The organism is Dyella soli (assembly GCF_054482295.1).
The window spans coordinates 587879-614394 of sequence record NZ_JBTFFU010000001.1; the positions used below are offsets into that span (position 1 = coordinate 587879).

Sequence of the window (26516 nt, forward strand, 5' to 3'; positions counted from 1 at the left end):
GATCGGCGCGAACGAAAGGCGCGTCGCGATGAGCGCACCCTGCAAGGCCTGGCGCCGCGCCCGGTCAGAAGCGCCAGGTGACGGCAATCGACGGGCCGCTCAGCTGCACCTTCTTGAGGAACTTGTCGTTGCTGCCTTCGTGGTACTCCACGTCGCGGTAGTTGAGTGCGATGTCGCCCCAGTCGAAGGCGTAGGCCACGCCGACGTTGAACTGATAGGTGTTGTCCGAATCGCCCGTGCCCACGTCGGCGTAGTAGGGGAAGAAGAAATGGCTGTCCTTGAACGGTGCCCAGTAACCGCGGATGCCGATCACGGCATCGGTGACATGGGTCTGGTTGTCCAGGTGGCCGCTGTTGGAGATGTCGACACGGCCGCCATTGCCGGTGGCGTTGAAGTTCCAGCTCAGGTTGCCCTTGAGCCAGAGATAGCGCACGCCGAACAGCAGATCCATATAGCCCTGGGGCCCATGCACGAGCGTGTACAGGCCGGCGAAGTTGACCATGCCGCCCTTGAGACCCCAGCGCGTGTCGAGCTTCGCGCTGCCGCCGATGCGGTCGCCGCCGATATTGGTGAAGTGGGCGTCCTCGTTGGAGAACTTGACCCAGTCGATGTCGGCGTACATGCCCCATTGGCCCTTGCGCAGGTCGCCCTCGATCATGAAGGCGCCACTGAGGTTGCTCAGCACGTTGTTGTCCGATTTGGTCGTCACTTCGCCGCCGCTGTTGGGCAACTGATAACGCGTTTCGCCGGTGACGCCGGGCAGCCATCCATAGGGAGTGATGCTGCCGTGCCAGTTGCCGTCCCAGGGATCGGCCGGCGTGTCGGCCTGGACGGCTGAAGCGGCCAGCAGGGTGGCAATGGCCACGCCCAGCGCGGCTTGACGACGGGCAGAACGCGAGGAGGCAGCGCTACGCATGGCGGACACCCTGGGGCCGGTGGAAAGGTGTGGCTATGGTGTACCGGCCAGCGCGTTCGGCCCAGCGAACTATTACGTAGAAGCTCTGCGTAATTCTACGCAGACACCCGCGGGCCCGGCGCTGCCTACGTAGTTTTACGTACGGCGGATACCGCATAAATGCAGTGGTCAAGCGGCCGCTGCAGGCTGCAAGCTGGCAAGGGCGCAAGCGCTGCACGGGAGCGGCACCATGAAGACGATCAGGCGAGGTGGGTTCTGGCGATGCTGCGTGCTCTGTCTCGCATTGCTGCCTGCGTGGATGGCGGGCGCGGCACATGCGCAGAGTGCGCAGGGTGCGCAGGGTGCGCAGGGTGCAACGCAGGCTGCGCAGGGCAGCCAGAAGATTTTCGACAACCAGCAGCTGGACCAGATGCTGGCACCTGTCGCGTTGTATCCGGATGCATTGCTGTCGCAGATCTTCATGGCGACGACCTATCCCGGCGACGTGGCGGAAGCGGCGACCTGGTCCGCGGCCAATCCCAAGGCGCAGGGTGACGCTGCGGTCAAGCAGGTATCCAGCCAGTCGTGGGATCCCAGCGTGCAATCACTGGTCGCTTTCCCGCAGGTGCTGGCGCAGATGAAGCAACACCCGGACTGGGTACAGAACATGGGTGATGCCTTCCTGGCGCAGCCCGATGATGTGATGAATTCGGTGCAACGCCTGCGCGCGCAAGCGCAGAAAGCGGGCAACCTCAAGTCGACCGAGCAACAGAAGGTGGTCGTGCAGCAGGCGCCGGCCGGTTCAACCGCCGCCAGCCCGACCATCATCGAGATCCAGCCGGCCAATCCCGAGGTCGTCTACGTGCCGTCGTACAACCCCACGGTGGTCTACGGCGCCTGGCCCTATCCCGCCTACCCGCCGACGTATTGGCCGCCACCGGTGGGCTATGCATACCCGGTGGCATCGGGCCTCGCCGCCGGCCTGGCCTTCGGCGTGGGCATTGCCGCGGTGAACTCCCTCTGGGGTGGCTGCAACTGGGGCAGCAACAACGTCAACATCAACGTCAACCGCTACAACAACATCAACACCAGCAACCGCATCAGCGGCAACGGCAATGTCGGCTGGAACCACAACCCGTCCAATCGTCGCGGCACGCCGTATCGCGACTCCGGCAGCCGCCAGCGCTTCGACAATGGCGTGGGTGGTGCACAGCAGCGGCAAGGTTATCGTGGTCGCGAAGGGGCCGGCGATGCCAACCGCCAGCGGGCGATGCAGAGCTTCGATCGCAGCACGCAGGGCGGGGCGTCGGACGTCGCGCGGCGCTCGGCGGGGCAGTCGGGCGCAGGGCAGAATCGGCCCGGAGGCGGTGCCGGTGCCGGCAATCGCCAGGGCGGAGGCCAGGGTTTCGAGGGTGGGGGCAATCGCCAGGGTGGGGCTGGCGCAGGCAATCGCGAAGGCAACCGGCAGGGCGCGGCCGGCGGCAACCGCCAGGGCGGCGGCTACGGCAACGCGGGTGGCAACTCGCGGCCGTCCGCGGCGCCACGCGACAACGCGTTCAGTGGCATGCAGTCGCCCGGCAATGCGCGCTCGCAGGCCAATCGCGGCCAGGCAAGCCAGCGATCCATGAACACCAATCGCAGTAGCGGCGGCGGCGGGCGTTCGGGCGGTCACCAGATGTCCCGTCCTGCGCCCAGTCGGGGCGGCGGTGGCGGCCGTCGTCGAGTAGGAGCCTGACCATGAACAACACGTCCAAGGCACGCACGTGGTTTCTTGGCCTGGTGTGGACGAGCGGATGGATGCTGTCCGCCGCCGCGGTGGCACAGGAGGCCAGCTATCCGACCGCCGACGCGGCGGCGAGCGCGTTGGTGAAAGCCATCCGCGACAATGACCAGGGGGCGCTGGCGACGGTGCTGGGTGCCCACTGGAAAGACTACATACCCGTGGAAGGCATTCCGCGAGAGGACGTCGATCACTTCCTGCAGCGCTATGACGAGGGTCATCGCATCGACGACGACAGTGGCCGGGCCCATCTGGATGTCGGCAAGGACAACTGGGTGCTGCCCATCCCGATCGTCAAGGGAGGCGCCGGCTGGCACTTCGACATGGCCGCCGCCAAGGAAGAGATCCGCACGCGTCGCATCGGCGCCAATGAACTGGCGACCGAGCAGGCCATGCTGGCCTATTACGATGCGCAGCGCGACTACGCCACGGCGGATCGTGACGGCGACAAGGTGCTGCAGTACGCGCAGCGCCTCATCAGCAGTCCCGGCAAGCACGATGGACTGTATTGGCCGGTGAGCGGCGACGAGCCGGAAAGTCCGCTGGGTCCCAAGTTCAACGACCCGACGCCGGGTGAGGGTTATCACGGATACCGTTACCGCATCCTCACCGCGCAGGGACCGTCCGCGCCCGGCGGCGCCTATAACTACATCGTGGGCGGCCGCATGACCGTTGGATTCGCGCTGGTGGCGTGGCCGGTGACCTACGGCGAAACCGGCGTGATGACCTTCATGATCAGCCACGACGGCGAGATCTTCGAGAAAGACCTAGGCAAGAATGGCGAGGCCGCGGCAAAGGCGATGAAGCTGTTCGATCCCGACAGCAGCTGGAACGAAGTCAAGCCGACGGAATGATCCGGCATGCCGCACGGGGCGCAAGGCGATGACGCCTCGCGCCCCGTTGGCAGGGGATCAGTTGACGGAATAGCCCTTGCCCTTCATGCAGGCAGCATAGGCCTGGCTGTAGGCCGCGCTGTTCTGTGTCTGCGCGTTGGCCGCTGCGGCGTTCTGCTCGCGCCGCTGCGAGCGTGCGCGCACGCCGCCGGCCACCACACCTGCCGCCGCGCCAACCGCGGCCCCATGGCCGGCATCGTCATTGGCCACGCCACCAATCACGGCGCCCGCTGCCGCGCCACGCACCGCGCCGCTGGCACGCTGGCCGCCACCCACGGCCGGACCGGTCTGCGGCGGCGGGGCGGCCTGCACCGGGGCGTTGGTCTGTGCCCATGACATGCAGGCGTTCTGGTCGGACTGTTGCTGGCTGCTGTTCTGCCCATTGGCGGGATACGCGGCAGGCAGCTGCTGCGCAGAGGCAGCGACGGCCATGAGACTGCCGGCAAACACGATGCAACGAAGGGATGGCGTGCTCATTGTGGTACTCCTGCAAAAGCGAATGGAAGGGAGCAGCGGGCTGCCTGGTTGGCGTCCATGCAGGGTCAAGAGCTCTCCGTCGTCTCGTCGGTTCCGTAAGGTGCGAACGCGATCAGGCCAAGCCGTTCGGCCTCGCGGATGAGCGCCACGCCGCTGTGCACCCCGAGCAGGCCGAGCAGGGCCTGGCGATGGCTTTCCACGGTGCGCACCGAAATGCCCAGCTCGGTCGCGATTTCCGTGGTGCGCTGTCCCCTGGCCATGCACGCGATGACATCGCGCTGTCGGCGCGTGAGCCGCTGGGTGGCTTCGGGCGCCTGCAGCAGCGTCGCCATCAGGTGCGGGCTGATGAACTGGTTGCCGGCGACCACTTCTTCGATGGCGGCATACAGTTCGCTGCTGCTGGACTGTTTGAGTACATAGCCGTTGGCGCCCATCTGCATGGCTTCACGCACGATGAGTGGTTCGCTATGGGTGGACAGCACGATGGCGGGGACCTGGCAGCCTTGTCGGCGCAGCCGCTGCAGTGCGTGCAGGGCACTGAACGGAGCGAGGGCGATATCGGTGATCAGCAGGTCGACCTCGCCGCTGAGCGCCACGCGCATCAAGGCCTCACCGTCATGCACCAGGGTGACCGAGCCGGTCTGCTTGGCCAGCAGGCCGGCCAGTCCCTCGGCAACGCAGCGATGCTCGTCGGCGAGCAGCACCCGAAGCCTGCGCGTGCTTTTGTTGCCCCTTGTGCCGGTCGTTTTCATGTCCGAGCGAAATGTCCCGTCAGGCCTCGCCAGTCGTCCCGGTTGCGTGTGGTTGCCGTGGCATGCCGTGAGCGGGCGCAGGCTCGGCAACCGTCGGTGCCACGGTTGCCGGTCGCTCGTGCATGGCATCACGCCGTGGCGCCAGCTTGGTGCCTCGGGCCGGTTCCCGTAAGCGAACTTTCACTCAAAAAATTCCAGTAAAAATACCGATGGGTTTAGCGGTCCCTGAGACGGGTTCTGCGTAGAACTACGCAAGCCGTCACGAAGACATGACGTCTTTCGTGTGGAAATCAGCGGCGACTGGGGAGTCGGTCACGGCCGTGGAAGCCGCTGTTGCAACAATGGGGCCGACTCCCCGGGGCAGACGCCATACACCGCGCCGAATGAGGGAGTCATGAGCCGGAACGACACGGGCGGGGCCTGGCCGCATGTGCTGCGCGGCGTTTGCATGTTCCTGGCCGCTCTGGTGTCGCATTGGGTGTCGCTCAGCCTGTGGAACCATCAGGGCGACGCGCAGATGATCTGGCTGCCCGGTCCGCTGCTGCTGGCCTCGCTGCTGTGCGAGCCGCGGCGCTACTGGTTTGCCTATGGCGCCGGCTGGCTGGTCGGCCTGCTGGCACTGGCAGCAGCGTGGCAGCAGCCCATGCCGGGCACGGTGCTGATGACCCTGCTGGTGCTGATGCTGATCAACCTGGCGGCGCTGCTGCTGGGAAGCTTCCGCCGGGATCGCGCCATCGAAGACTTCCCGCGCCTGGTCAGCTTCCTGCTCGTCGCGGTGCTGCTGCTGCCGGTCGCCACGTCGGTGGTGATGACGCAGCTGACCAGGGTGCTGCCCGGTCCTGGCTGGCTCTCGCCAAGCTGGATGCACATCGCCCTGGCCGATGCGCTCGGCTACGCCCTGCTGACGCCCGCGATCGTCAGCCTGGCCAACCCCGGTTCATCGTTGCGGCACGACGCGCTGCCCAACTGGAACATGCTGCTGACGACGACGGTAGCGCTGCTGTTGCTGTGGGTGGCCTGGCGCGAACTGGGTGGCGTCGACACCTTGCGTCCGCTGATGGTGATGGCGCCGGTGCCATTGGCCATCTATGTCGCCTTGCGTGCGCAGATCCCGGGAACAAGCATCGTGAACCTCGTGGTGGGTGGCATGGCCATCGAACTCAGCCTGGCGCACGAGGGCCCGTTCGCCCAGCCGGCTGCCGAACCCACCGCGATCAGCGTGCAATTGTGGATGCTCGGCATGGCCACGGCATCGCTGTTCCTCGCAGCGCTGGTGGAACAGCGCCGTGCGACGCAGCGGGCCTTGTCCATGTCCAGCACCGAGGTGCGCGAACTGGCCGGGCGCCTGATCGTCGCGCAGGAACAGGAACGGGCCCGCATCGCACGCGATCTGCACGACGACATCAATCAGCGCCTGGCGGTGGCGTCGATCCGCCTGAGCGCGTTGCGACGCAAGGTGGAGGAGTGCAACAAGCAGGACGTGAGCCAGCTGCAGAACGACCTCATCGAGCTCTCCGAAGACGTGCGTCATCTTTCACATGATCTTCATCCCAGCATGTTGAGCCAGACCGGCCTCACGGCCGCGCTGGCCGGCCTGTGCCAGGCGCAACGGCAGCGGCACGGCCCGGCGATCGAACTGCGCGTGTCGCCGCAGGCCACGGATCTCTCCGAAGATATTTCGCTGTGCCTGTACCGCGTGACGCAGGAGGCGCTGAGCAACGCGATCAGGCACGCGGATGCGAAACGGATCGAAGTGGCGTTATCGCTGGGCGACGAATCCGTGGACCTCACCATCACGGACGATGGAAGAGGATTTGCCGCGCAGGAAGAGGGGCACCGCGGGCTCGGGCTGTTGAGCATCGATGAACGCACGAAGCTGCTGGGGGGCAGCTATCGGCTGAATTCGACCTTGGGGAAAGGGACTGAACTATGCATATGCATTCCGCTAGGACCATTCGCGCCGCCACGCGGCCAAGCCTGATCATTGCCGATGACCACCGCATGGTGGCCGAAGGCATCCAGCACATTCTCGACGATGATTTCGACCTGCTCGATATCGTGGCGGACGGCGAGGCGCTGGTCGACGCGGTTCGGCAGTTCGCCCCGGATCTGGTGGTGGCCGACATCAACATGCCCAAGTGCAATGGCATGGACGCGCTCAAGCGGCTCCGCCAGGCTGGCTACGACACCCGGTTCGTGTTCCTGACCATGCATATCGAGCCGGCGCTTGCGGTCGCCGCCCTGCGCGCGGGAGCGAGCGGCTACATCGTGAAGAATTCCGCCGGCGAGGACCTTCGCTCGGCGGCGCAGCAGGTCATGGCGGGTGGAACCTACGTGACGCCGGCGCTGGGCGCGCGCTACATCAGCGGCCAGCTGATGGATGTGCAGAACCTGACCTCCAAGCAGATCCAGGTGCTGCGACTGGTGGGGTCAGGCCTGCGCTCCAAGCAGATTGCCCTGCAGCTTGGCCTGTCGGTGCGCACCGTCGAGGCCCACAAGTACACCATGATGCAGGTGCTCGGCGTGCATTCCACGCTGGAGCTGGTGCGGCGCGCCGAGGACCTCGGCTTGCTGTTCTGAAGCGGCAGGACCGCTTCGGGACCCGGAACGGGTAGTTTTACGTAGCCATAATTGGGTTCTCTTTCGGTGGCGGAAGAGCTTGCGATCGGGGATGCTCCCCATCGGAAGTCTTCCGGTTTCCGGGGAGCATCGTGGCTCGCGCAACCGTCATCCTGGCCGAGGATCATCCTCCCGTCGCCGAGCAGATACGCGAGCTGCTGAGCGAGGAATTCGACGTGCTTGCCGTGGTGGGGCACGGCGAGGCACTGATCAAGGCGGCCAGGCGCCTGCATCCGGATGTCGTCGTCACGGACATCAGCATGCCCGGCATGGACGGCATGCAGGCCGCCCGGGAAATCTTGCGCGAGTTTCCGGGGCTCCCGGTCATTTTCATCACGGTGCACGATGACCCGTCGCTGGTACGTGCGGCGCTCTCCATCGGCAGGGGTTATGTGCTCAAGGCTTCTGCCGGCGAGGAGCTCGTCGACGCGGTGAAGCGTGGCCTGCAAGACCAGTATTTTGTCTCGGCGGTACTCGGCCGCATTGAGACGCCGGTGCGATAGGAGCGATGGCGCGCCGTCGCGCGCGGACTCCGGCAGGTCACTTGCCCAGTCGCTGCGCCGCCTCGCGAAGATCCTGGCGCATGTCGACAAAGCCTTCCCAGGGATCACTCGCTTGCCGTGCCAGCCGCCGCCGCGCCGGGCGTAGTGTGTAGTGGTCGCCACCGCTGCTCCGGCCCAGTTCGCTCCAGCGCAACGGCATGGCCACGGGTGCGCCTGCACGACCTCGCAGCGAATAGGAGGCCACGCTGGTGGCTCCGCGGCTGTTGCGCAGGTAGTCGATGAAGATCCGGCCCGCGCGCCCATGCTTCGACGCGGTGGAGGTGAAGGCGTCCGGCTGCTCGCCTGCCAGTTGCCGGGCGAAGGCATGCGCGAATTGCCCGGCATCGTTCCAGCCGCAGGACGAGTGCAAGGGCACGACCACGTGCAGGCCCTTGCCGCCGCTGGTGCGAACGAAGCTTCGCAAGCCGATGGCCGCGAGTTTCTTGTCGATCATCCTGGCCGCCGCCACGACCGTGGTCCACGCCACATCGACAGCCGGGTCCAGGTCGAACACCAGGTAGTCGGCCTCATCCAGCGCATCGGCCCGGGCCGCCCAGGGATGGAATTCGAGCGCGCCGAACTGCACCAGTTCGATCACCGCGCGCGCGTCGCGCGGGCACAGGTAGTCGCCATGGCCACCGTCGGCCTCCACCAGGCGAATCGAGTGCACGTGCCGTAGCCCTTGCATGGGATGTTTCTGGAAAAAGCCCGGCTGCCCGATGCCTTCCGGAAAGCGCAGGACCGAGGTGGGGCGTCCTTCGACCTGCGGCAGGAAGCGATCCATGATGGCGGCGTAGTAATCGGCCACTTCCTGCCTGGTAATGCCGTCGTCCGGATAGACCATCCGTTCGGCGTGCGTGATGGCAATACCATCGATGACAGGCGTCTTCATGGTCCGGTGCACCAGCTGTCGCGTCGCGGGCGAGGGTATCCGGAGCAGATCGGCCTTGCCGTGGAGCGCCAGTGAAGGGGTTGCGCGCCGCCCACGCTAGAACGAGTCCGACGTCAGAAGTTCGCGCAGGCGGTCATGGGTGACCTGTGGCCGATGCCCGCGAAGGTCAGACATCCTCCTTTCGGTTTCGCGTATCTGCAATTCGCCCGCGGAGTGCCGGCGCAACTGCTCGCGAAGCATGTCGTTTTCGCGCTCCAGCAGGCGATAGAGGTGAACCAGTTCGTCGAAGGCGTGCATCATCCGGCGTTGGGGATCTTCTGCTTTATGGGGCATCAGGCATGGCTCCGTCCCGGGTGCCCCGAAATTGCGGGCATGGCGGTTAATCACCGATGACGCGCCGCTGTGTGATGGATGGGCCGGTTCAGGCTCCGCTTGCATGCGGTTAAGCGAGGGCAAGCGTCGATGCAGGCGGCGTGAAGCGGACGGCAAGCCGTCATGCGGGCTGGCCGGTGGGGCGCGCTGGTGTAGTCGCTTTCCTACGGAACACCCAGTGCTGCGCCGATATGCGCCTCAGTTGAACGAGTGCATGCTCGATGGGCCCGGCAAGGGCCTCGTGGTGAGCCTTGCTCCCACTACTTCAAGCGGTGCGAGTGCTTTCTCTTCCTCACAGGGTCGGAACATGGTCACCTATTCGCTCAAGCAAACCGCCCAGGGGCAGTGGTCGGTGTGCCGTAGTGGTCTGTCGTTGTTCAGTGACCTGCGGCTGACGCCGGCCATCCGCCTTGCACGCGAAGTGGCGCATGACGAACACCAGCGCTCGGGTCGCCCCGTGTGCGTGGAAATGCCTGGCCCGGAATCCACCATCCGGCTGGCGCAATTCGCCCGTCCGCTCATGCCGCTGGTCGCGGCGGCGTAAGGACACGCCGGGGCCCGAGGGGCGCCGGGAGGGCGACCCCATCGTGTTGCATGGCGGCTTGTCGAAAGCGGCCAGGCTAGGCAAAGTCGCGGGACCTTTCGGTCAGGGTCCGCCCATGCGCCTGTTGCCCCGCTGTTCCTCCGTCGTCTTGCTCGCCCTTGCGGCGCTGCCCTTGCAGGCGACCTCGTTACTCGTCAACGCACATGTCCACACGATGGACCCAGAGCGCCCCGAGGCCACCGCGCTGGCGTGGAAGGACGATGGCCGCCTGCTCGCCGTAGGTGATACCGCCGACCTGCAAAAGCGCTATCCGGATGCCACCAAGGTGGACGCCGGGGGTGCCACGGTGATTCCCGGACTGATCGATGCGCACGGCCACATGCTCGGCCTGGGCATGACCCATATCCAGGTGGACCTGGTGGGTGCCTCGTCGAAAGCCGAGATCCTTGAACGGCTGAAGGCAGCGGCGGCCAGATTGCCCAGGGACGCCTGGCTCGTCGGTCGCGGCTGGGACCAGAACCGCTGGGCGGGCAAGCAGTTTCCGACCGCCGCCGACCTCGATGCGGCGTTTCCCGATCGTCCGGTGCTGCTGGAGCGCATCGATGGCCACGCCAGCTGGGTCAACTCCGCCGCGATGAAGCATGCCGCCAAACCGCTCGACGGCGACTGGCAGCCGGACGGCGGGCGCATCATGCGCGTGGGCAAGAAGGCCAGCGGCGTGCTGGTGGACGGTGCGCAAGGCCTGGTCGCCAATGCCGTGCCGCCGCTGACGCACGAACAAACCCGCGAGGCGTACAAGGCGGCTTTCGCCGATGCCGTGGCGGCAGGCCTGACCGGCGTGCACGATCCGGGCGTCAGCCTGGATGACTTCAAGGTGCTGCAGGAAATGGCCGCGGCTGGCGAGCTTCCGCTGCGCCTGTATGAAATGGCCGACGGCAACCACGCGGCGCTCGACTGGTTGTGCACGCAGGGCGGGCACTGGGCGGACGCGGCCGGCCGCCTGCAGATGCGCACGGTGAAGTTGTACATGGACGGTGCGCTTGGCAGCCGCGGCGCTGCCCTGCTGGCCGATTACAACGACGATCACGGCAACCGCGGCATCTTCGTGACGTCGCCCGATGCGTATCGCAGCGCGGTCGACAAGGCGCACCGCTGCCATGTGCAGGTGGCGACGCACGCCATTGGCGACCGTGGCAACCGGATGGTGCTCGATACGTACCAGTCCGTGCTTGGCGAGGGTGCGGACAGCGACCACCGCTGGCGCGTCGAGCATGCGCAGATCGTGGCGCTTGACGATATTCCACGCTTCGCGCAGGTGCGCATCATTGCTTCCATGCAGCCCACCCACGCCACCTCGGACATGCCGTGGGCAGAGCAGCGACTGGGGCCCGAGCGACTCAAGGGGGCGTATGCGTGGCAACGGTTTATCCATGAGCGCGTGCCGCTGGCCTTCGGTTCCGATTTCCCGGTCGAACAGGTCAACCCGATGCTGGGCATCTATGCGGCCGTCACGCGCCAGGACCTCAAGGGCCAGCCGCCCGGCGGCTGGTTGCCGGACCAGCGGGTCAGTCGCATCCAGGCGCTGGCGGGCTTCACCCGTGGCGCGGCCTACGCCGCCTTCATGGAAAACGAGGTCGGCATGCTCAGGCCGGGACTGCGTGCCGACTTCGTGCTGCTGGATGGCGACCTGATGACGGTGCCCCAGCGACAGATCGCGGACCTCAAGCCACTCAGCACCTGGGTGGACGGCAAGGCGGTCTACCACGCCGAAAAGAAAAACGCCGCGCAGTGACGCGCGGCGTTGGTCCGGTTTCGCTGCCTCGCCCCGGCGGGGAGGGGCAGCGGAGTGCCTCAGGCGGCCTTGCGGGTGACCACGCCGATCGCGGCGTGCGCCGTCTTGAGCGACTCGGCCTTGTTGTCTTCGCTGATCGCCACGCCTTCGGCGCGCACGAACTCGATGTCGGTCACGCCAAGGAAGCCGAACAGGACGCGCAGGTAGGTTTCCTGGAAATCCATCGGTGCAGCCGCACTGCCTTCGCTGTACACGCCGCCGCGGGACGAGGCGATGATCACGCGCTTGCCCTTGGCCAGACCTTCCGGGCCGTTGGCGGTGTAGTGGAACGACTTGCCCGCGACGGTGATGCGGTCGATCCAGGCCTTGAGCTGGCTGGGAATCGAGAAGTTGTACATCGGCGCACCGACCACCACCACGTCGGCGGCGAGGAACTCTTCCAGCATCTGGCTGCCGAGGACCGTGGCAGGGTCATTGGCATCCGCCACCGGGGTCCAGTGGGGGAGCGGATTGGCGACGAGATCGTGGTAGATGACGTCCGTACCCGCCGCGTTACCGGTAAGTTGGGCTACGATGGCAGCGGTCAGCCCACGCGAAACAGAGTGACTACCCAGGGCGCTGGCGTCGAGATGCAGCAATTTCATGGCATTTCCTCAGTGACGGGCCGGGTCGACCGGCGACAGCGCTAAGGTACCCATCGGACAATGTGCTGATAAGACGGGTAAACTTGAACGTATTGTTCCCAAGAGGAAACGACCATGACGGTGTTGGACGGCGCCCTGCAGGATCTGAATGACCTGTACTTCTTCGCCGCGGTGGTGGAGCACGGAGGCTTTTCCTCGGCGGGACGCGCGCTGGGCATTCCCAAGTCGCGCCTGAGCAAGCGCATCGCCCAGTTGGAAGAACGCCTGGGCGTGCGCCTCCTGCAGCGAACCACGCGCCGCTTCGTGGTGACCGAGGTGGGTGAGCGCTTCTATGGGCACTGCCGCGCCGTGCTGGAAGAGGCGAGGGCGGCGCAGGAAGCGGTCGATGAACTGCGCTCCGAGCCGCGTGGCGTGGTGCGCGTGAGTTGCCCGGTGTCGCTGGTGCAGAGCGTGGTGGGCCACATGCTGCCGGAGTTCCTCACGCAGCACCCGAAGATGCAGGTCCGCCTGCAGGCCACCGACCGCCGCGTCGATGTCATCGGCGAAGGCTTCGACGTGGCCATCCGCGTGCGCAGCAAGCTCGATACCGACGCCACCCTGGTCGTGCGCACGTTTGGTCAGTCGCGCGTGCTTCCCGTGGCCAGTCCCGACCTGCTCAAGCAGCATGGGCATCCCAAGGTGCCGTCCGACCTGTCCCAATTGCCCGCGCTGACCATGAGCGAACACGAGGGGGCGCAAAGCTGGGAGCTGCTCGACGCGCAAGGGGAGCGCGTGGTGGTGGATATCCAGCCCCGGCTGATTTGCGGCGATTTCGCCGCGTTGCTCGAGTGCGCCAAGCGCGGCATCGGAGTCACCCTGCTGCCCGAGTTCGTGTGCGGGCCGGCCATTGCGCGCGGCGAACTGGAGGTCGTGCTGCCCGAGTGGAGCGTGCCCCAGGGCACCATGCACTTCGTTTATCCCAGTCGCCGCGGCCTGTTGCCGGGCGTGCGCGCGTTCGTGGATTTCCTGGCCGAGAAGCTGCCGGGCACCGTGCGCGAGAAGCACGAGCAATGCGCCAAGTACGTCTGACTTCGGCAGCCCGCCGGCGCCACGCGTGCTAGCATCCCACCCATTTAGCCATCCAGACATCCGGATCATGCAGATCGATACGAAGCTTCCCAAAGTCGGTACCACCATCTTCAGCGTCATGAGCCAGCTCGCGCTGGAGCACAAGGCCGTGAATCTGGGGCAGGGCTTTCCGGATTTCGAGCCGCCGCAGCCGCTGCGCGACGCCATTGCCCGTGCGATGGCGGAAGGTCGCAACCAGTATGCGCCGGGCATCGGCCTGCCCACGCTGCGCGAGCAGATCGCGATCAAGACCGAGCGCATGTACGGCCGTCGCATCAGCGCCGATACCGACGTCACGGTCACATCGGGCGCGACCGAGGCCTTGTTTGCCGCCATCGCCGCGGTCGTGCGCGCGGGCGACGAAGTGATCGTGTTCGATCCTGCCTACGACAGTTACGAGCCGGCCATCGAGCTTCAGGGCGCGCGTGCGGTGCATATTCCGCTGGTGGCGCCCACGTTTGCGGTCGACTGGCAGCGCGTGCGCGACGCGGTGACGCCAAAGACGCGCATGATCCTCATCAATAGCCCGCACAATCCCACGGGCGCGGTGCTGTCGGCGGCCGACCTGGAGGAGCTGGCGACCATCGTGCGCGATACCGAAATCGTCGTGCTTTCCGACGAGGTGTACGAGCACATCGTGTATGACGGCGCCCAGCACGAAAGCGTGCTGCGACATCCGGAACTGGCCGACCGCAGTTTCGTGGTGTCGTCGTTCGGCAAGACCTATCACTGCACGGGCTGGAAACTCGGCTACGCCGTGGCGCCCAGGGCGCTCTCGGCGGAGTTTCGCAAGGTGCATCAGTACCTCACCTTCTGCACCTTCCACCCGGCGCAGGTAGCGTTTGCCGAATTCATGGCGAGCGCGCCGGGGCATTACCTTGAACTGCCGGCGTTCTACCAGGCCAAGCGCGATCGATTCCGCGAACTGATCAGGCCCTCGCGATTCAGGCTGCTGGACGTGCCGGGCGGCTATTTCCAGCTGGTCGACTATTCGGCCATCAGCAACAAGGACGACGTCGCCTTCTGCGAGTGGCTGGTCAAGGAAGGCGGCGTGGCCGCGATCCCGCTCACGCCGTTCCATGAGACGGCGCCCGGAACGCACTTGTTGCGCCTGTGCTTCGCCAAGAGCGATGCCACCATGGAGGCTGCCGCGGAGCGTCTATGCAAACTCTGAAAGTGAGCCTGGTGCAGGGCGCCACGCGCTGGCATGACGCGCCGGCCAATCGGGCCTATTACGGCGAGCTGGTCCGTCGCGTTGCCGGCCAGACCGACCTGGTGGTGCTGCCGGAAACTTTCCTGTCCGGCTTCAGCAACGACACGCGCGCCAGCGCCGAGACGATGGATGGCGAAGGCGTGGCGTGGATGCGCGCGCTGGCCGGCGAGGTGGATGCCGTGCTCTGCGGCAGCCTGGCGATTCGCGAGGAAGGGGTCGTCTACAACCGCCTGATCTGGGCACGCCCGGACGGCAGCTACGCGCAATACGACAAGCGGCACCTGTTCCGCATGTCCGGCGAGCATACGCGCTACGGCGGCGGCAACGAACGCCTGATCGTCGAGCTCAAGGGTTGGCGCATCCTGCCGCAGGTCTGCTACGACCTGCGCTTTCCGGTGTGGCTGCGCAATGGCCGTCGCGAGCAGGCGGGCGGCGGCATGGACTACGACCTCGCCATCTTCGTGGCGAACTGGCCGGCGCCGCGCCGGCAGCCATGGCGCACCTTGCTGCGCGCCCGCGCCATCGAGAACCTCAGCTACGTGGTCGGCCTCAATCGCGTCGGCGTGGACGGCAACGAACTGCCTTACGCCGGCGACAGCGCCGTGCTCGATCCGGTGGGCGAGCCGTTGCTGGAACTCGGCACGCAGGAACAAGTGGTCACGGTGACGCTGGATCCGGCGCCGCTGCTGGCCCATCGCGAACGCTTCCCCGCGTGGATGGATGCCGATCGCTTTACGCTGGACGTCTGACGCATGGCGTCCTCTCCCTGCCGGGAGAGGGCATTACAGGATCGACAGCACCGCTTCCGGCGGCCGCCCGATGGCGGCCTTGCCGTTGGCCACCACGATCGGACGCTCCAGCAGCCGCGGATGGCTGACCAGTGCGGCAATCAGCGTGGTGTCGTCCAGCGCGGGATTGTCCAGGCCCAGTTCGGCGTATTCGGGCTCACCCTTGCGCATCAGTTCGCGCGGCGTCATGCCGAGCATGTCCAGCAACTGCGTCAGCTCGGCCGAACTCGGCGGCGTGTCGAGGTAGTTGACCACCTCGCACGCTTCGCCTCGTGCCTCGAGCAACTCCAGCGTGGCGCGCGACTTCGAGCAGCGACTGTTGTGGTAGATGCGTACCGTCATGGGCGCGAGCAGCCTCAGCGATTACCGTGGCGATTGCCGCCGCGCCCGCCGCCGCCCTGCGGGCGACCGCCGCCTGCGCCGCCACCGTGCGGACGACCACCGCCGCCATGGCCCTGCGGGCGGTTGCCGCCACGACCTTGCGGGCGAGCACCCTGACCCTGCGCTTGCCCCTCGCCCTGGCCGGGGCGCCCACCGGGCTTGCCGCCGCGGTTGCCACCGGCGTTGCCGCCGCCGAAGCCGCCATAAGGCGTGTTGCTGCGCCCTTCGGCGCGACCGCCGAACGGCTTGCCGCCTTCCGCCGAGCGTGCGCCAAACGGCTTGGCGCCGCCCCCGGGGCCACGGCGATTGCCGGCACCCGTGGCCGCACCGCCGCGGCCGCCCTCGCGGCTTTCGCCGGCGAACCAGGTGCGCACCGACGGCAGCTCCTGGCCGGGAGCGACGCTGCGCTTGTTCTTGCGCGGCATGGCATTGCCCGAGCGTTCCGGACGGGCGACGTTGCCATTCACTTCCTTGCCGCCGGGACGACGGCGCTGCTTGCCACGCGTCGGTTCTTCGCGGATGCGGTCATACGCACGCAACTCGCGCGCCTCGTCCTGGTGCGCGCTGCTCCAGCCGCCGGTAGCGCCACGTTCGGGGCGATACTCGGTGACATTGCGCGGCGCACGACGCTGGTGCAGCACAGGGCTCAGGGTGAGCACCGGCTGCGGGGCGCCAAGGCCGGTGGACTTGCGCAGCTCCTTGACCGCTTCCTCGCCAAGGTTCTCGCAGTCGCCACGGCGCAGGGTGCGCGGCAGCTCGACGCTGCCATAGCGGATGCGCTTGAGGCGGCTGACCAGGAAACCCTGCGAATCCCACAGGCGGCGCACTTCGCGGTTGCGACCCTCGCGGATCACCACGCGGAACCAGCTGTGGCTGCCGCCGCGGCTGATCACGGCAATTTCGTCGAAGCGCGCGGGGCCGTCTTCCAGTTCCACGCCGGCCTTGAGCTTCTCGATCATTTCGTCGGGAACTTCGCCGTGCACGCGGCACAGGTATTCGCGCTCGAGCCCGCTCTTGGGGTGCATCAGCGCATTGGCCAGTTCGCCGTCGGTGGTAAGCAGCAGCAGGCCGGTGGTGTTGATGTCCAGGCGGCCCACGGCGACCCAGCGCGCACCCTTCAGGCGCGGCAGCTGCTCGAACACGGTCGGGCGGCCCTCGGGGTCTTCGCGCGTGGTCACCACGCCTTCGGGCTTGTGGAACACCAGCACTTCGGTCTCGTCGCGGTTGTCGGTGGCGACGACGAACTGCTTGCCGTCCAGCACCACGCGGTCGCCCGCATGGACGCTGGCGCCAATGCCGGCAGGCGCGCCGTTCAATTCCACTTCGCCGGCCTGGATGCGCTGCTCGAGCATGCGGCGCGAGCCAAGGCCTGCGTTGGCCAGCACCTTGTGCAGGCGTTCCTCGAGCGCCGCGGCGGCTTCGTCGCGCGGCGTGCGCTTAAGGGTCAATACGGATTTCTGCGGCGCAGTCATGCGCGGTACTCCTCAGTGTCTTGCGTGGCGTCGCCATCGGTGGCGTCCGCGCGGGTCGCTGCCTCATCGGCAGTGTCAGTCGGTACCTCGGCGTGCGATGCAGCGCCGGGTTCGGAAATGGCGGCGACTTCCATCGCCAGCGTTTGTTCGTCAGTGGGGGCTTCGGTGATCGCCTGTCCGGGCGCCTCGGCTTCCTCGCCGGGCTCGGCCGGCTCGTCGTGGCTTTCGTCGATGGCTGCCGGGGCTTCCCCGCCGGCGACCACCAGGGTTTCTTCGTCTTCGTCCGGGTCGATCGGCAGGTCACGCACGATGCGGGCGGGCAGGGGCTCCTGGTCGATGCGCATCTGCGGATCTTCCATGTCGCGGATTTCGGACAGTGGCGGCAGCTCGTCCAGCGACTTCAGGTTGAAGTAGTCGAGGAACGCGCGCGTGGTTCCGAACAGGGCGGGCTTGCCGGGGACGTCGCGATATCCGACCACGCGGATCCATTCGCGCTCTTCCATGGTCTTGATGATGTTGGATGAGACCACCACGCCGCGGATCTGCTCGATCTCGGGACGGGTGATGGGCTGGCGATAGGCGATCAGGGCCAGCGTCTCCAGCAGCGCACGCGAGTAGCGGCTGGGCTTTTCCGTCCACATCCGCGAGATCCACGGATGCACTTCCTGGCGCACCTGGTAGCGGAACCCGGACGCCACTTCGTGCAGCTCCACGCCGCGGCCGGTGCAATCCTCGGCCAGCGCTTCGAGCGCCCTGGCCACTTCTTCGCGGCCGACCTCGTCCTCTTCGCTGAACAGGTCCAGCAGCTGGGGGATGGTCATCGGCTGCGTGGTCGCCAGCAGCGCCGCCTCGATGATGGGTTTGAGTTGCTCGATCTGCATGGTCTCAGGTCGGGTGCGGATTCATTGGGGGCGCCGGATTGCTGTTGCCGTTATTCGGCGGCAGCGGCCGGTTCGTCGGCGATGGGTTCTTCGACGGGTTCTTCGGCGCTGCCCGTCTTGGCTCTTACGTAGATCGGTCCCAGGGATTCTTCCTGCACGATCTCCACCAGCATCTCCTTGGCCAGCTCCAGCATGGCCAGGAAGGTCACCACCACGCCCAGGCGTCCTTCGCTCACGTCAAACAGCGTTTCGAAGCGCTGGAAACGGTGGTCGTCCAGCCTGCTCAGCAGCTCGCCCATGCGCTGGCGAACGCTGAGTGCCTCACGCTTGATGGCGTGGTGCCCAAACAGTTCGGCGCGGTGCAATACGTCCTTGAGCGCCAGCAGCAGTTCCTTCAGGTCCAGCGGCGGCGGCAGCTTGATCACGTTGCGCTCGCCGACCTCGGCATGGGCCGGGGCCAGGTCGCGTTCCATGCGGGGCAGGGCATCGATGTCCTCGGCGGCCCGCTTGAAGCGCTCGTACTCCTGCAAGCGCCTGACCAGCTCGGCGCGAGGATCCTCCTCCACGCCTTCCTCGGCCGGCGGCCGCGGCAGCAGCAGCCGCGACTTGATTTCGCCGAGGATGGCGGCCATCAGCAGGTACTCGGCCGCCAGCTCCAGGCGCATCACATCGCGCATCATCTCGATGTAATCCATGTACTGCCGGGTGATCTCGGCGACAGGGATGTCGAGAATGTCCAGGTTCTGCCGTCGGATCAGGTACAGCAGCAGATCCAGCGGCCCTTCGAACGCCTCCAGGATGACCTCAAGCGCATCCGGCGGGATGTACAGGTCCTGCGGCATCTGCAGCATCGGCTCGCCACGCACGATGGCCAGCGGCATTTCCTGCTGTTGTGGTACCGACGCAAACGCGTCCTGCGGTGCTGCGACCGCCTGAGGCTCGACTGGCTCAGTGCTCATCAATACATGTCGTTTGGCCGCCCACGACGGCTTGCGTTGCGTTCAACACGTTAGGAATGTTCTGTCCCACCGGCATTCGCTTTCGGAATGTCCCCGCCCGGATCGCGCCCTCTGGCCGGCAATCCGTTAAAGCTAACCTGCGCGATGCCTCGCCGGTGCGCCTGGTGTCACCGTCACGGGCATGCATGATGAAATCGCTCGCATGGCGTTTCGATCAGGCTGGCCGTGAGCGACCCTTGAGCGATGTCGGCGTGCCGGTGGCACGACGAATACGCAAGCCAGAACGTGACGAAACCGGCGTCACTGACTCTTCAATCGGTCGGCTGAGTGCATCGGGATGGGTGCCGTCGCGGTCGATCCTGGTCGATCGTGCGCGCACTCCTGGACCCATGCAGGACCAAGATTAGCCGCTGGACGGCAGCAAGTCCAGTGCGCGCAACATCCCGTCTCGCGGCAAAATAGCAGCCCATGCCGCCCGACGAACGCTCGATCATCCATGTTGACATGGACGCCTTCTATGCGTCGGTGGAGCAGCGCGACCGGCCCGAGTTGCGTGGGGCCGCCGTGATCGTCGGTGGCCTGGGCCCACGTGGCGTGGTGTCCACCTGCAGTTACGAGGCGCGCCGGTTCGGGGTTCGCTCGGCGATGCCGACGGTCCAGGCCCGGCGGCTGTGCCCGGACGGCATTTACCTGTGGCCTCGCATGGAGCGCTACGCGGAGGTCTCCGCGCAGGTGTTCAACGCGTTCCACGAAGTGACTCCGCAGGTCGAAGGCTTGTCGCTGGACGAGGCGTTCCTGGATGTGAGCGCCAGCCTGCGCCTGCTGGGTCCGGTCGAAGTGATCGGACGCCGTATCAAGGACAGCATTCTCGAGCGCACCGGGCTGGTGGCCTCGGTGGGCATGGGCCCGAACAAGCTGCTGGCCAAGCTGGCATGCGAGCTTTCCAAGCCCGATGGATTCCGCCGCATCACCCGGCACAACGCCGCCGGTGAACTGGCGCCGTTGCCGGTGGGACGGTTGTGGACGGTAGGCAAGGTCACCGAGCAGGCGCTGCATCGACTGGGCATTCGCACCATCGGCGAATTGGCAGCATGTGACACGCTGCGTCTGGCCGGTGCACTGGGGCGTCAGGCTGGCGCAATGCAGGCACTCGCGCGCGGCGAAGATGACCGCCGCGTGGAGTCCGATCAGGTCGAGCAATCCATCGGCGCGGAACGTACTTTCGACGTGGATGTGGCCGACCTGGCGCTGGCCCAGTCCTGGCTGCTGCGCCATTGCGAGCGCATTGCGGCGCAGGCGCGGCATCGTGGCCTGAGCGGGCGAACGGTGACGGTGAAACTGCGCGAGCCGCCGTTTGTCACCCATACCCGGCAGGCCCAGCTGGGTACGCCCAGCGCATCGGTCAGCGAGATCCACGCAGTGGCACGGAGATTGCTAGAATTCTGGTGGCAAAAGCAGGGACAGCCTCGTCTGCGCCTGTTGGGAGTGAGCCTGTCCGGCTTTGCCGAGGCACCGCAGCGGGACATGTTCGGCACCACGCCGCGCGAGCGGGTGGCCGACCAGGTCCAGGACAGGATCAACTCGCGTTTTGGCTCGGGGAGCCTGGTGCGTGCGGGTGTATTGCGGACGCGCGGGCAGGATTGAAGTTGGGCGGGAACACTCCACATCATGGCGATGGGGGTGCGTTCAGGAAGAAGCTGGCGGCGCGAGGGCGCCCGGCGCGGGGAGACGAGGCAGGATGAGCAGAGCGGAAGACAACGCCAGGAACAGCGCCGACCCGGAGCAATTGCGACCGGCGCGCATGCGGATCGAGACTACGGTTCTGATGAGCCGTGTCGACGAGTCGCATCCCACCGAGCTGGTGGATATCTCGGCGACGGGAGTCCTGCTGCGCCGTCCGTTGGGTTGGCACGGCGAAGTGGGCCAGAGCTGGATCCTGGACATGATCTTCGGCCACGACCTGCATATTCACCTGGAAGCACAGGTCGCGCGCATCTCGGAGCGCCACCTCGGCTTTGCCTACACGCGGATTCCCGAGGACAAGCAGGTGCCGTTGTGGAACCTGCTGGGCGGTTACGCCGACATCCTCGAGCTCTGGCACGACGAATAAGCCCGGCGGCCAGCGCCAACGAAAACGCCCGCCAAAAGGCGGGCGTCTGCTTTTCCGGTCCGGGCAGGCTCAGCCGTGGGCGATGGCGGGGCGCTTCTCGTCGCGCAGTTCGCGGCGCAGGATCTTCCCCACGTTGCTCTTGGGCAGCGAGTCGCGGAACTCGATGATCTTGGGGCGCTTGTAGCCGGTGAGATTGTCGTGGCAGAACTTCTTCAGTTCCTCGACCGTCAGCTTCGGGTCCTTGCGCACCACGAACAGCTTGACCACTTCGCCGGAGTGCTCGTCCGGGACGCCGACCGCGGCGACCTCGGCCACGCCCGGATGCTGCATGACGACGTCCTCGACTTCGTTCGGATACACGTTGAAGCCGGACACCAGGATCATGTCCTTCTTGCGGTCGACGATATAGAAGTAGCCGTTCTCGTCCATGCGGGCGATGTCGCCGGTGTGCAGCCAGCCGTCGGCGCCAAGCACCTTGATCGTTTCGTCCGGACGCTGCCAGTAGCCCCGCATGACCTGCGGGCCGCGCACCATCAGCTCACCCACCTCACCCTGCGGAAGCGGCTGGCCGTCCTCGGACCAGATCGCCACGTCCGTGGAAGGAATCGGCAGGCCGATCGAGCTGTTGTAGGCCTTGAGGTCCAGCGGGTTGATGCATGCGGCCGGCGAGGTTTCCGTCAGGCCGTAAGCTTCGACCAGGGTGCAGCCGGTGACCTTCTTCCAGCGCTCGGCCACGGCGCGCTGCACGGCCATGCCGCCGCCCAGGGTCAGGTGCAGGCGCGAGAAGTCGAGTTCGGCGAAGCCCGGCGTGTTGAGCAGGCCGTTGAACAGGGTATTGACGCCGGTGAGCGCGGTGAACCCGGACTTCTTCAGTTCCTTGACGAAGCCGGGCATGTCACGCGGGTTGGTGATCAGCCAGTTCAGGCCGCCCTGGCGCATGAACACCAGGCCGTTCGCGGTGAGCGAAAAGATGTGGTACAGCGGCAGCGCAGTGATGATGACCTCTTCGCCCTGCTTGGCATTGCCTCCGATCCAGGCGCCTGCCTGCATCATGTTGGCGACCATGTTGCCGTGGGTGAGCATGGCGCCCTTGGCCACGCCGGTGGTGCCACCGGTGTACTGCAGGAAGGCGATATCGTCGTGGCCGAGCTGCACCTTCGGCACCGGATGGGCGGCACCCTGAGCCAGCGCGTCGCGGAAGCGCAGCGCGTTGGGCAGGTGGTAGTCCGGCACCATCTTCTTGACGTGCTTGAGCACGAAGTTGATCAGGGCGCCCTTGGCGCCCAGCAGGTCGCCGATGCCGGTGGTGACGATGTGCTCCACCTCGGTCTCGCCCACCACCTGCTGCAAGGTCGCGGCGAAATTGTCGAGCACCACGATGGCCTTGGCGCCGGCGTCCTCGAGCTGGTGCTTGAGTTCGCGCGCGGTGTACATCGGGTTGGTGTTGACCACCACCAGGCCGGCGCGCAGTGCGCCGAACAGGGCGATGGGGTACTGCAGCACGTTGGGCATCATGATCGCGATGCGATCGCCCTTGCCGAGCTTGAGCACGCCGGTGAGGTAGCCGGCGAACTGGCCGCTCATTTCATCGATCTGGCCATAACTGAGCTTTTTGCCGAAGTTGGCGAACGCGGGGCGCTGGCGGAAGCGTTCGAACGCCTCTTCCATGACGGCGGCCACCGAGGCGTATTGATTGCTGTCGATCTGTGCCGGAACGCCTTCCGGGTAATTGGCCAGCCACGGACGCTCATTGCTCATGTTGGATCCAAAGCTCCTGTATGGGTCGGCCCGTGGGTGACATTGGCACGGTTCGGGCACGATGATGACAAGGCATTGGAGCATACGCTTGCGTATAGCGGCAAGCCGCGCCGCAACGAGATCGGAACATGCGAAAAACATCGAAAATCCTTGGTTCGCTGCTGTTTTGCGGCGCTGCAATATCGACCATGGCCGGCTGCCATCGCGCGCCCGATGAGTCGTTGGTGAGGCAGGCAATCGTGCGCGCCGCTTCGGCCGCAGAACAGGCCGACGCATCGGCGCTGGGTGACCAGCTCAGCGATGATTTCGACGGCAATGGCGAGGGGCTCGATCGCAGGCAATTGATGAACGTGCTGCGTGCGGCGCATTTCCGCGGCGAGGCGATACATGCGCTGACCGGGCCGGTCGTGGTCGAGCAGCGCGGCGACCGCTATGTGGCGACGTTTACCGTCACGCTGACCAGTGGCGGGAAGTGGCTGCCGACCGAGACGGGGGTTTATCAGGTCGAGTCCGCCTGGCGCCGCGAGGGGCGACAGTGGCGTTGTTATTCGGCCAGATGGACCCGGCAGGTGTAGGCCTCATCGGGGTGACCCGGCAGGCAGGCGTGGCCGGCGGGCTGGCGCAGCCGCCGGGAAAGGGAAATGCCGCCCGCGGGCGGCGTTTCCATCCATCTCAGGCGGCCTTGCGGCCCGCGAGCTGGCGCAACACGTATTGCAGGATGCCGCCGTGGCGGAAGAATTCCCGCTCCTTGGGCGTGAGCAGCAACACCTTCACCGAGAACTCCTTCCTGCTGCCGTCGGCGGTGGTGGCGGCGACCCTCGCGGTCTTCGATTCGCCGCCGTCGAGGCCGGTGATGTCGAAGGTCTCCTTGCCGGTGAGGCCCAGCGACTGCGCGTTCTGTCCGTCCATGAACTGGCAGGGGAGCACGCCCATGCCGACCAGGTTGGAACGGTGGATGCGCTCGAAGCTCTCGGCGATCACCGCCTTGACGCCAAGCAGCAGGGTGCCCTTGGCCGCCCAGTCGCGCGACGAACCGGTGCCGTATTCCTTGCCGGCCAGCACCACCAGCGGAGTCTTCTCCGCCTTGTACTTCATCGCCGCGTCGTAGATCGCCAGCTGCTCGCCGCTGGGCACGTGCAGCGTGTAGCCGCCCTCGACGCCGTTGAGCATCAGGTTCTTGATGCGGATGTTGGCGAACGTGCCGCGCACCATCACATCGTCGTTGCCGCGACGCGAGCCGTAGGAATTGAAGTCCTTCGGGTCCACGCCTTTGCCGATCAGGTAGCGACCGGCCGGGCTGTCCTTCTTGATGGAGCCGGCCGGCGAAATGTGGTCGGTCGTGATGGAGTCGCCGAACAGGCCGAGCACGCGCGCACCGTGGATGTCCTCGATGCTGCCCGGCTCCTTGCTCATGCCGTCGAAGTACGGCGGGTTCTTGATATAGGTGGAGTCGCCCCACTGGTAGAGGTCGCCGTCCGGGGAGGCGATCTTGTTCCAGCGGGAGTCGCCCTTGAACACGTCCGCATAGTTTTTTTCGAACATCTGCGGGTTGATCGCGCCGGCGATGGTGTCGGAGATTTCCTGGTTGGTCGGCCAGATGTCTTTCAGGTACACGGGCTTGCCGTCGCTGCCCGTACCGATCGCATCCCTGGTCAGGTCGATGTCGAGCGTGCCGGCCAATGCGTAGGCAACCACCAGCGGCGGCGAGGCGAGGTAGTTCATCTTCACCTCGGGGTGCACGCGGCCTTCGAAGTTGCGGTTGCCCGACAGCACGGAGGCCACGGCCAGGTCGCCTTCGGAGATGCCCTTGCTGATCTCCGCCGGCAACGGGCCGGAGTTGCCGATGCAGGTGGTGCAGCCGTAGCCGACGATGAAGAAGCCGATCTTCTCCAGCTCCTGCAGCAGGCCGGTTTTCTCGAGGTAGTCGGTAACCACCAGTGAACCGGGGCCGATCGAGGTCTTGACCCATGGCTGGGACTTGAGTCCCCTGGCGGCCGCCTTCCGGGCGACCAGGCCCGCCCCGAGCATCACGGCCGGATTGGAAGTGTTGGTGCATGAGGTGATTGCCGCGATGACCACCGAGCCATCGCCAAGCTTGAAGCTGGCGCCGTCCTTCTCCACGCGCACGCCGGTGTCGGTGATGTCGTTCGCGGGGTTGCCGATGGCAGCGGTGCCGCCTTCGCTGATGAAGTTGGTGGTTTCGTTGTTGCGCGGCTTGCGGTTCGCGGTCAGCGGGCCGACGGCGTCCTGGAAGCTCTTCTGCACGCCTTCCAGCAACACGCGGTCCTGCGGGCGCTTCGGGCCGGCCATCGAGGGGCGCACGTCCGCCAGGTTCAACTCCAGCGTGGTGGTGAACTCGGCGTGCGGCGTGTTTTCGTCATGCCACAGGCCCTGCGCCTTGGCGTAGGCCTCGACCAGGCCGATCTGCGCTTCGCTGCGTCCCGACAGGCGCAGGTAATTGAGTGCTTCCTGGTCGATCGGGAAGATGCCGCAGGTGGCACCGTATTCGGGCGCCATGTTGCCGATGGTCGCGCGATCGGCCAGCGGCAGGTGGGGCAGGCCCTCGCCGAAGAATTCCACGAACTTGCCCACCACGCCGAGCTTGCGCAGCATCTGGGTGACAGTGAGCACCAGGTCAGTGGCGGTGACGCCCTCGGACAGCTTGCCGGTGAGCTTGAAGCCGACCACCTGCGGAATCAGCATCGACGACGGCTGGCCCAGCATGGCGGCCTCGGCTTCGATGCCGCCCACGCCCCAGCCAAGCACGCCCACGCCGTTGATCATGGTGGTGTGCGAATCGGTGCCGAACACGGTATCCGGATAGGCCCATGACTGGCCGTCCTTTTCGGCGGTGAACACCACGCGCGCCAGGTGCTCGAGGTTGACCTGATGCACGATGCCGGTGCGCGGCGGTACCACCTTGAAGTTGTTGAAGGCCTTCTGGCCCCAGCGCAGGAACGAGTAGCGCTCCTGGTTGCGCTGGAATTCGATCTCGACGTTCTGCTCGAGCGCCGAGGCCGAGCCGTAGGCGTCGACCTGGACCGAGTGGTCGATCACCAGCTCGGCCGGCGCCAGCGGGTTGATCTGGTTGGCGTTGCCGCCCAGCTTGACCACCGCATCGCGCATGGCGGCCAGGTCGACCACGCAGGGCACGCCGGTGAAATCCTGCAGCACCACGCGGGCGGGCATGAAGGAGATCTCGGTGTCTGGCTCGGCCTTGGCGTTCCAGTTGGCGACGGCCTCGATCTCTTTCGAGGTCACGTTGACGCCGTCTTCGTGGCGCAGCAGGTTTTCCAGCAGGATCTTCAGCGAATAGGGCAGGCGCTTGAGGTCGAAGCGTTGACCGAGCTTGGTCAGGCTGGCGATCTGGTACTGGCTGCCGTTGACATCGAGGGTGTCGCGGGTGGCGAATGAATCCAGCATGGGTAGGGCTCCTGTTGCGTAAGTCTGGCGAGCGAGCGCGGCGAGGCCGGCTTGAACCATTGATCCTAGGACAGCAAGTGTGAGCGTTATTGCAAAAGAATGATCGTCCCGGCCTCGCCAGGACAGCTTGGGGCAGCCCGCCAAGTGTGCAAGCGCCGGCCATGGACACGCCAGCACCAGGCCATTGCAAGATTTCGAACGCTGGCGGAAGCGTTGCCTTGC

The 26516-nt window shown here is 66.1% G+C and carries 25 protein-coding genes; 13 read left to right on the forward strand and 12 right to left on the reverse strand.

Annotation, left to right across the window (positions count from 1 at the left end; genetic code table 11):
- Positions 1-64 precede the first annotated feature (64 nt).
- Complete coding sequence (locus ACXU4B_RS02810) at positions 65-916, reverse strand: hypothetical protein (RefSeq protein WP_131407568.1); 852 nt, start codon at positions 914-916, stop codon at positions 65-67.
- A 268-nt stretch (positions 917-1184) separates the two neighbouring features.
- Between ACXU4B_RS02810 and ACXU4B_RS02815 the strand changes: the two genes are divergently transcribed.
- Together ACXU4B_RS02815 and ACXU4B_RS02820 are read left to right on the forward strand one after the other, a co-directional pair.
- Entirely contained in the window at positions 1185-2630 is a 1446-nt protein-coding gene (locus ACXU4B_RS02815; RefSeq protein ID WP_458910827.1) for a DUF3300 domain-containing protein, read from the forward strand.
- 2 nt (positions 2631-2632) lie between these two features.
- Complete coding sequence (locus tag ACXU4B_RS02820; RefSeq protein WP_131407570.1) at positions 2633-3529, forward strand: DUF2950 domain-containing protein; 897 nt, start codon at positions 2633-2635, stop codon at positions 3527-3529.
- Positions 3530-3586: 57 nt separating this feature from the next.
- Here the strand turns inward: ACXU4B_RS02820 and ACXU4B_RS02825 are convergent, their stop codons facing one another.
- Both ACXU4B_RS02825 and ACXU4B_RS02830 read right to left on the reverse strand, forming a co-directional pair.
- Positions 3587-4045 carry a glycine zipper domain-containing protein gene (locus tag ACXU4B_RS02825; RefSeq protein ID WP_131407572.1) on the reverse strand — a complete coding sequence of 153 codons (459 nt, stop codon included), beginning with the start codon at positions 4043-4045 and terminating at the stop codon, positions 3587-3589.
- 65 nt (positions 4046-4110) lie between these two features.
- Positions 4111-4749 carry a response regulator gene (locus tag ACXU4B_RS02830; RefSeq protein ID WP_165583123.1) on the reverse strand — a complete coding sequence of 213 codons (639 nt, stop codon included), beginning with the start codon at positions 4747-4749 and terminating at the stop codon, positions 4111-4113.
- A 442-nt stretch (positions 4750-5191) separates the two neighbouring features.
- Between ACXU4B_RS02830 and ACXU4B_RS02835 the strand changes: the two genes are divergently transcribed.
- The 3 genes from ACXU4B_RS02835 to ACXU4B_RS02845 all read left to right on the forward strand — a co-directional run bounded on the left by ACXU4B_RS02835 (position 5192) and on the right by ACXU4B_RS02845 (position 7919).
- Positions 5192-6778 (forward strand): sensor histidine kinase, encoded by a 1587-nt coding sequence (locus tag ACXU4B_RS02835; protein ID WP_131407576.1) that lies wholly within the window; start codon positions 5192-5194, stop codon positions 6776-6778.
- Entirely contained in the window at positions 6727-7377 is a 651-nt protein-coding gene (locus ACXU4B_RS02840; protein WP_458910828.1) for a response regulator, read from the forward strand. The genes ACXU4B_RS02835 and ACXU4B_RS02840 overlap by 52 nt, the downstream gene beginning before the upstream one ends.
- 131 nt (positions 7378-7508) lie before the next feature.
- Entirely contained in the window at positions 7509-7919 is a 411-nt protein-coding gene (locus ACXU4B_RS02845; RefSeq protein WP_165583124.1) for a response regulator, read from the forward strand.
- A gap of 37 nt (positions 7920-7956) precedes the next feature.
- Here the strand turns inward: ACXU4B_RS02845 and ligD are convergent, their stop codons facing one another.
- Positions 7957-8850, reverse strand: coding sequence for a non-homologous end-joining DNA ligase (ligD, locus tag ACXU4B_RS02850; protein WP_240733991.1), 894 nt, complete (start codon positions 8848-8850; stop codon positions 7957-7959).
- A 96-nt stretch (positions 8851-8946) separates the two neighbouring features.
- Positions 8947-9183 (reverse strand): hypothetical protein, encoded by a 237-nt coding sequence (locus ACXU4B_RS02855; RefSeq protein ID WP_458910829.1) that lies wholly within the window; start codon positions 9181-9183, stop codon positions 8947-8949.
- A gap of 346 nt (positions 9184-9529) precedes the next feature.
- Between ACXU4B_RS02855 and ACXU4B_RS02860 the strand changes: the two genes are divergently transcribed.
- Entirely contained in the window at positions 9530-9766 is a 237-nt protein-coding gene (locus ACXU4B_RS02860; protein ID WP_131407585.1) for a hypothetical protein, read from the forward strand.
- 115 nt (positions 9767-9881) lie between these two features.
- Complete coding sequence (locus tag ACXU4B_RS02865; RefSeq protein ID WP_131407587.1) at positions 9882-11558, forward strand: amidohydrolase; 1677 nt, start codon at positions 9882-9884, stop codon at positions 11556-11558.
- A gap of 59 nt (positions 11559-11617) precedes the next feature.
- On the opposite strand, the gene ACXU4B_RS02870 is transcribed toward ACXU4B_RS02865, so the two are convergent.
- A complete protein-coding gene (locus tag ACXU4B_RS02870) occupies positions 11618-12202 on the reverse strand; it encodes an FMN-dependent NADH-azoreductase (RefSeq protein WP_131407589.1) in 585 nt (194 codons plus the stop codon).
- A gap of 114 nt (positions 12203-12316) precedes the next feature.
- Between ACXU4B_RS02870 and ACXU4B_RS02875 the strand changes: the two genes are divergently transcribed.
- The 3 genes from ACXU4B_RS02875 to ACXU4B_RS02885 all read left to right on the forward strand — a co-directional run bounded on the left by ACXU4B_RS02875 (position 12317) and on the right by ACXU4B_RS02885 (position 15271).
- A complete protein-coding gene (locus tag ACXU4B_RS02875) occupies positions 12317-13270 on the forward strand; it encodes a LysR substrate-binding domain-containing protein (protein WP_131407591.1) in 954 nt (317 codons plus the stop codon).
- Between the two features lie 67 nt (positions 13271-13337).
- Positions 13338-14483, forward strand: coding sequence for a pyridoxal phosphate-dependent aminotransferase (locus ACXU4B_RS02880; RefSeq protein ID WP_131407593.1), 1146 nt, complete (start codon positions 13338-13340; stop codon positions 14481-14483).
- Positions 14471-15271 carry an amidohydrolase gene (locus tag ACXU4B_RS02885; RefSeq protein ID WP_131407595.1) on the forward strand — a complete coding sequence of 267 codons (801 nt, stop codon included), beginning with the start codon at positions 14471-14473 and terminating at the stop codon, positions 15269-15271. The genes ACXU4B_RS02880 and ACXU4B_RS02885 overlap by 13 nt, the downstream gene beginning before the upstream one ends.
- A gap of 33 nt (positions 15272-15304) precedes the next feature.
- On the opposite strand, the gene arsC is transcribed toward ACXU4B_RS02885, so the two are convergent.
- From arsC to ACXU4B_RS02905, 4 genes are read right to left on the reverse strand one after another with little or no spacing between them, the layout of a single operon-like run.
- Entirely contained in the window at positions 15305-15652 is a 348-nt protein-coding gene (arsC, locus tag ACXU4B_RS02890; protein WP_131407597.1) for an arsenate reductase (glutaredoxin), read from the reverse strand.
- Between the two features lie 14 nt (positions 15653-15666).
- Positions 15667-17163 carry a pseudouridine synthase gene (locus tag ACXU4B_RS02895; RefSeq protein WP_131407599.1) on the reverse strand — a complete coding sequence of 499 codons (1497 nt, stop codon included), beginning with the start codon at positions 17161-17163 and terminating at the stop codon, positions 15667-15669.
- Entirely contained in the window at positions 17160-18044 is an 885-nt protein-coding gene (gene scpB, locus ACXU4B_RS02900) for an SMC-Scp complex subunit ScpB (RefSeq protein ID WP_131407601.1), read from the reverse strand. The genes ACXU4B_RS02895 and scpB overlap by 4 nt, the downstream gene beginning before the upstream one ends.
- Before the next feature lie 50 nt (positions 18045-18094).
- Positions 18095-19003 carry a segregation and condensation protein A gene (locus ACXU4B_RS02905; RefSeq protein WP_131407603.1) on the reverse strand — a complete coding sequence of 303 codons (909 nt, stop codon included), beginning with the start codon at positions 19001-19003 and terminating at the stop codon, positions 18095-18097.
- Positions 19004-19471: 468 nt separating this feature from the next.
- Between ACXU4B_RS02905 and dinB the strand changes: the two genes are divergently transcribed.
- Both dinB and ACXU4B_RS02915 read left to right on the forward strand, forming a co-directional pair.
- Complete coding sequence (gene dinB, locus ACXU4B_RS02910; RefSeq protein WP_131407605.1) at positions 19472-20647, forward strand: DNA polymerase IV; 1176 nt, start codon at positions 19472-19474, stop codon at positions 20645-20647.
- Between the two features lie 94 nt (positions 20648-20741).
- Positions 20742-21113 (forward strand): PilZ domain-containing protein, encoded by a 372-nt coding sequence (locus tag ACXU4B_RS02915; RefSeq protein ID WP_131407607.1) that lies wholly within the window; start codon positions 20742-20744, stop codon positions 21111-21113.
- Positions 21114-21182: 69 nt separating this feature from the next.
- On the opposite strand, the gene ACXU4B_RS02920 is transcribed toward ACXU4B_RS02915, so the two are convergent.
- A complete protein-coding gene (locus tag ACXU4B_RS02920; protein WP_131407609.1) occupies positions 21183-22871 on the reverse strand; it encodes an AMP-binding protein in 1689 nt (562 codons plus the stop codon).
- Positions 22872-23059: 188 nt separating this feature from the next.
- Here ACXU4B_RS02920 and ACXU4B_RS02925 point away from each other — a divergent pair, with 188 nt between their 5' ends.
- Positions 23060-23446 (forward strand): hypothetical protein, encoded by a 387-nt coding sequence (locus ACXU4B_RS02925; RefSeq protein ID WP_240733992.1) that lies wholly within the window; start codon positions 23060-23062, stop codon positions 23444-23446.
- Between the two features lie 97 nt (positions 23447-23543).
- Here the strand turns inward: ACXU4B_RS02925 and acnA are convergent, their stop codons facing one another.
- Positions 23544-26294 (reverse strand): aconitate hydratase AcnA, encoded by a 2751-nt coding sequence (gene acnA, locus ACXU4B_RS02930; RefSeq protein ID WP_131407613.1) that lies wholly within the window; start codon positions 26292-26294, stop codon positions 23544-23546.
- Positions 26295-26516: the final 222 nt, after the last annotated feature.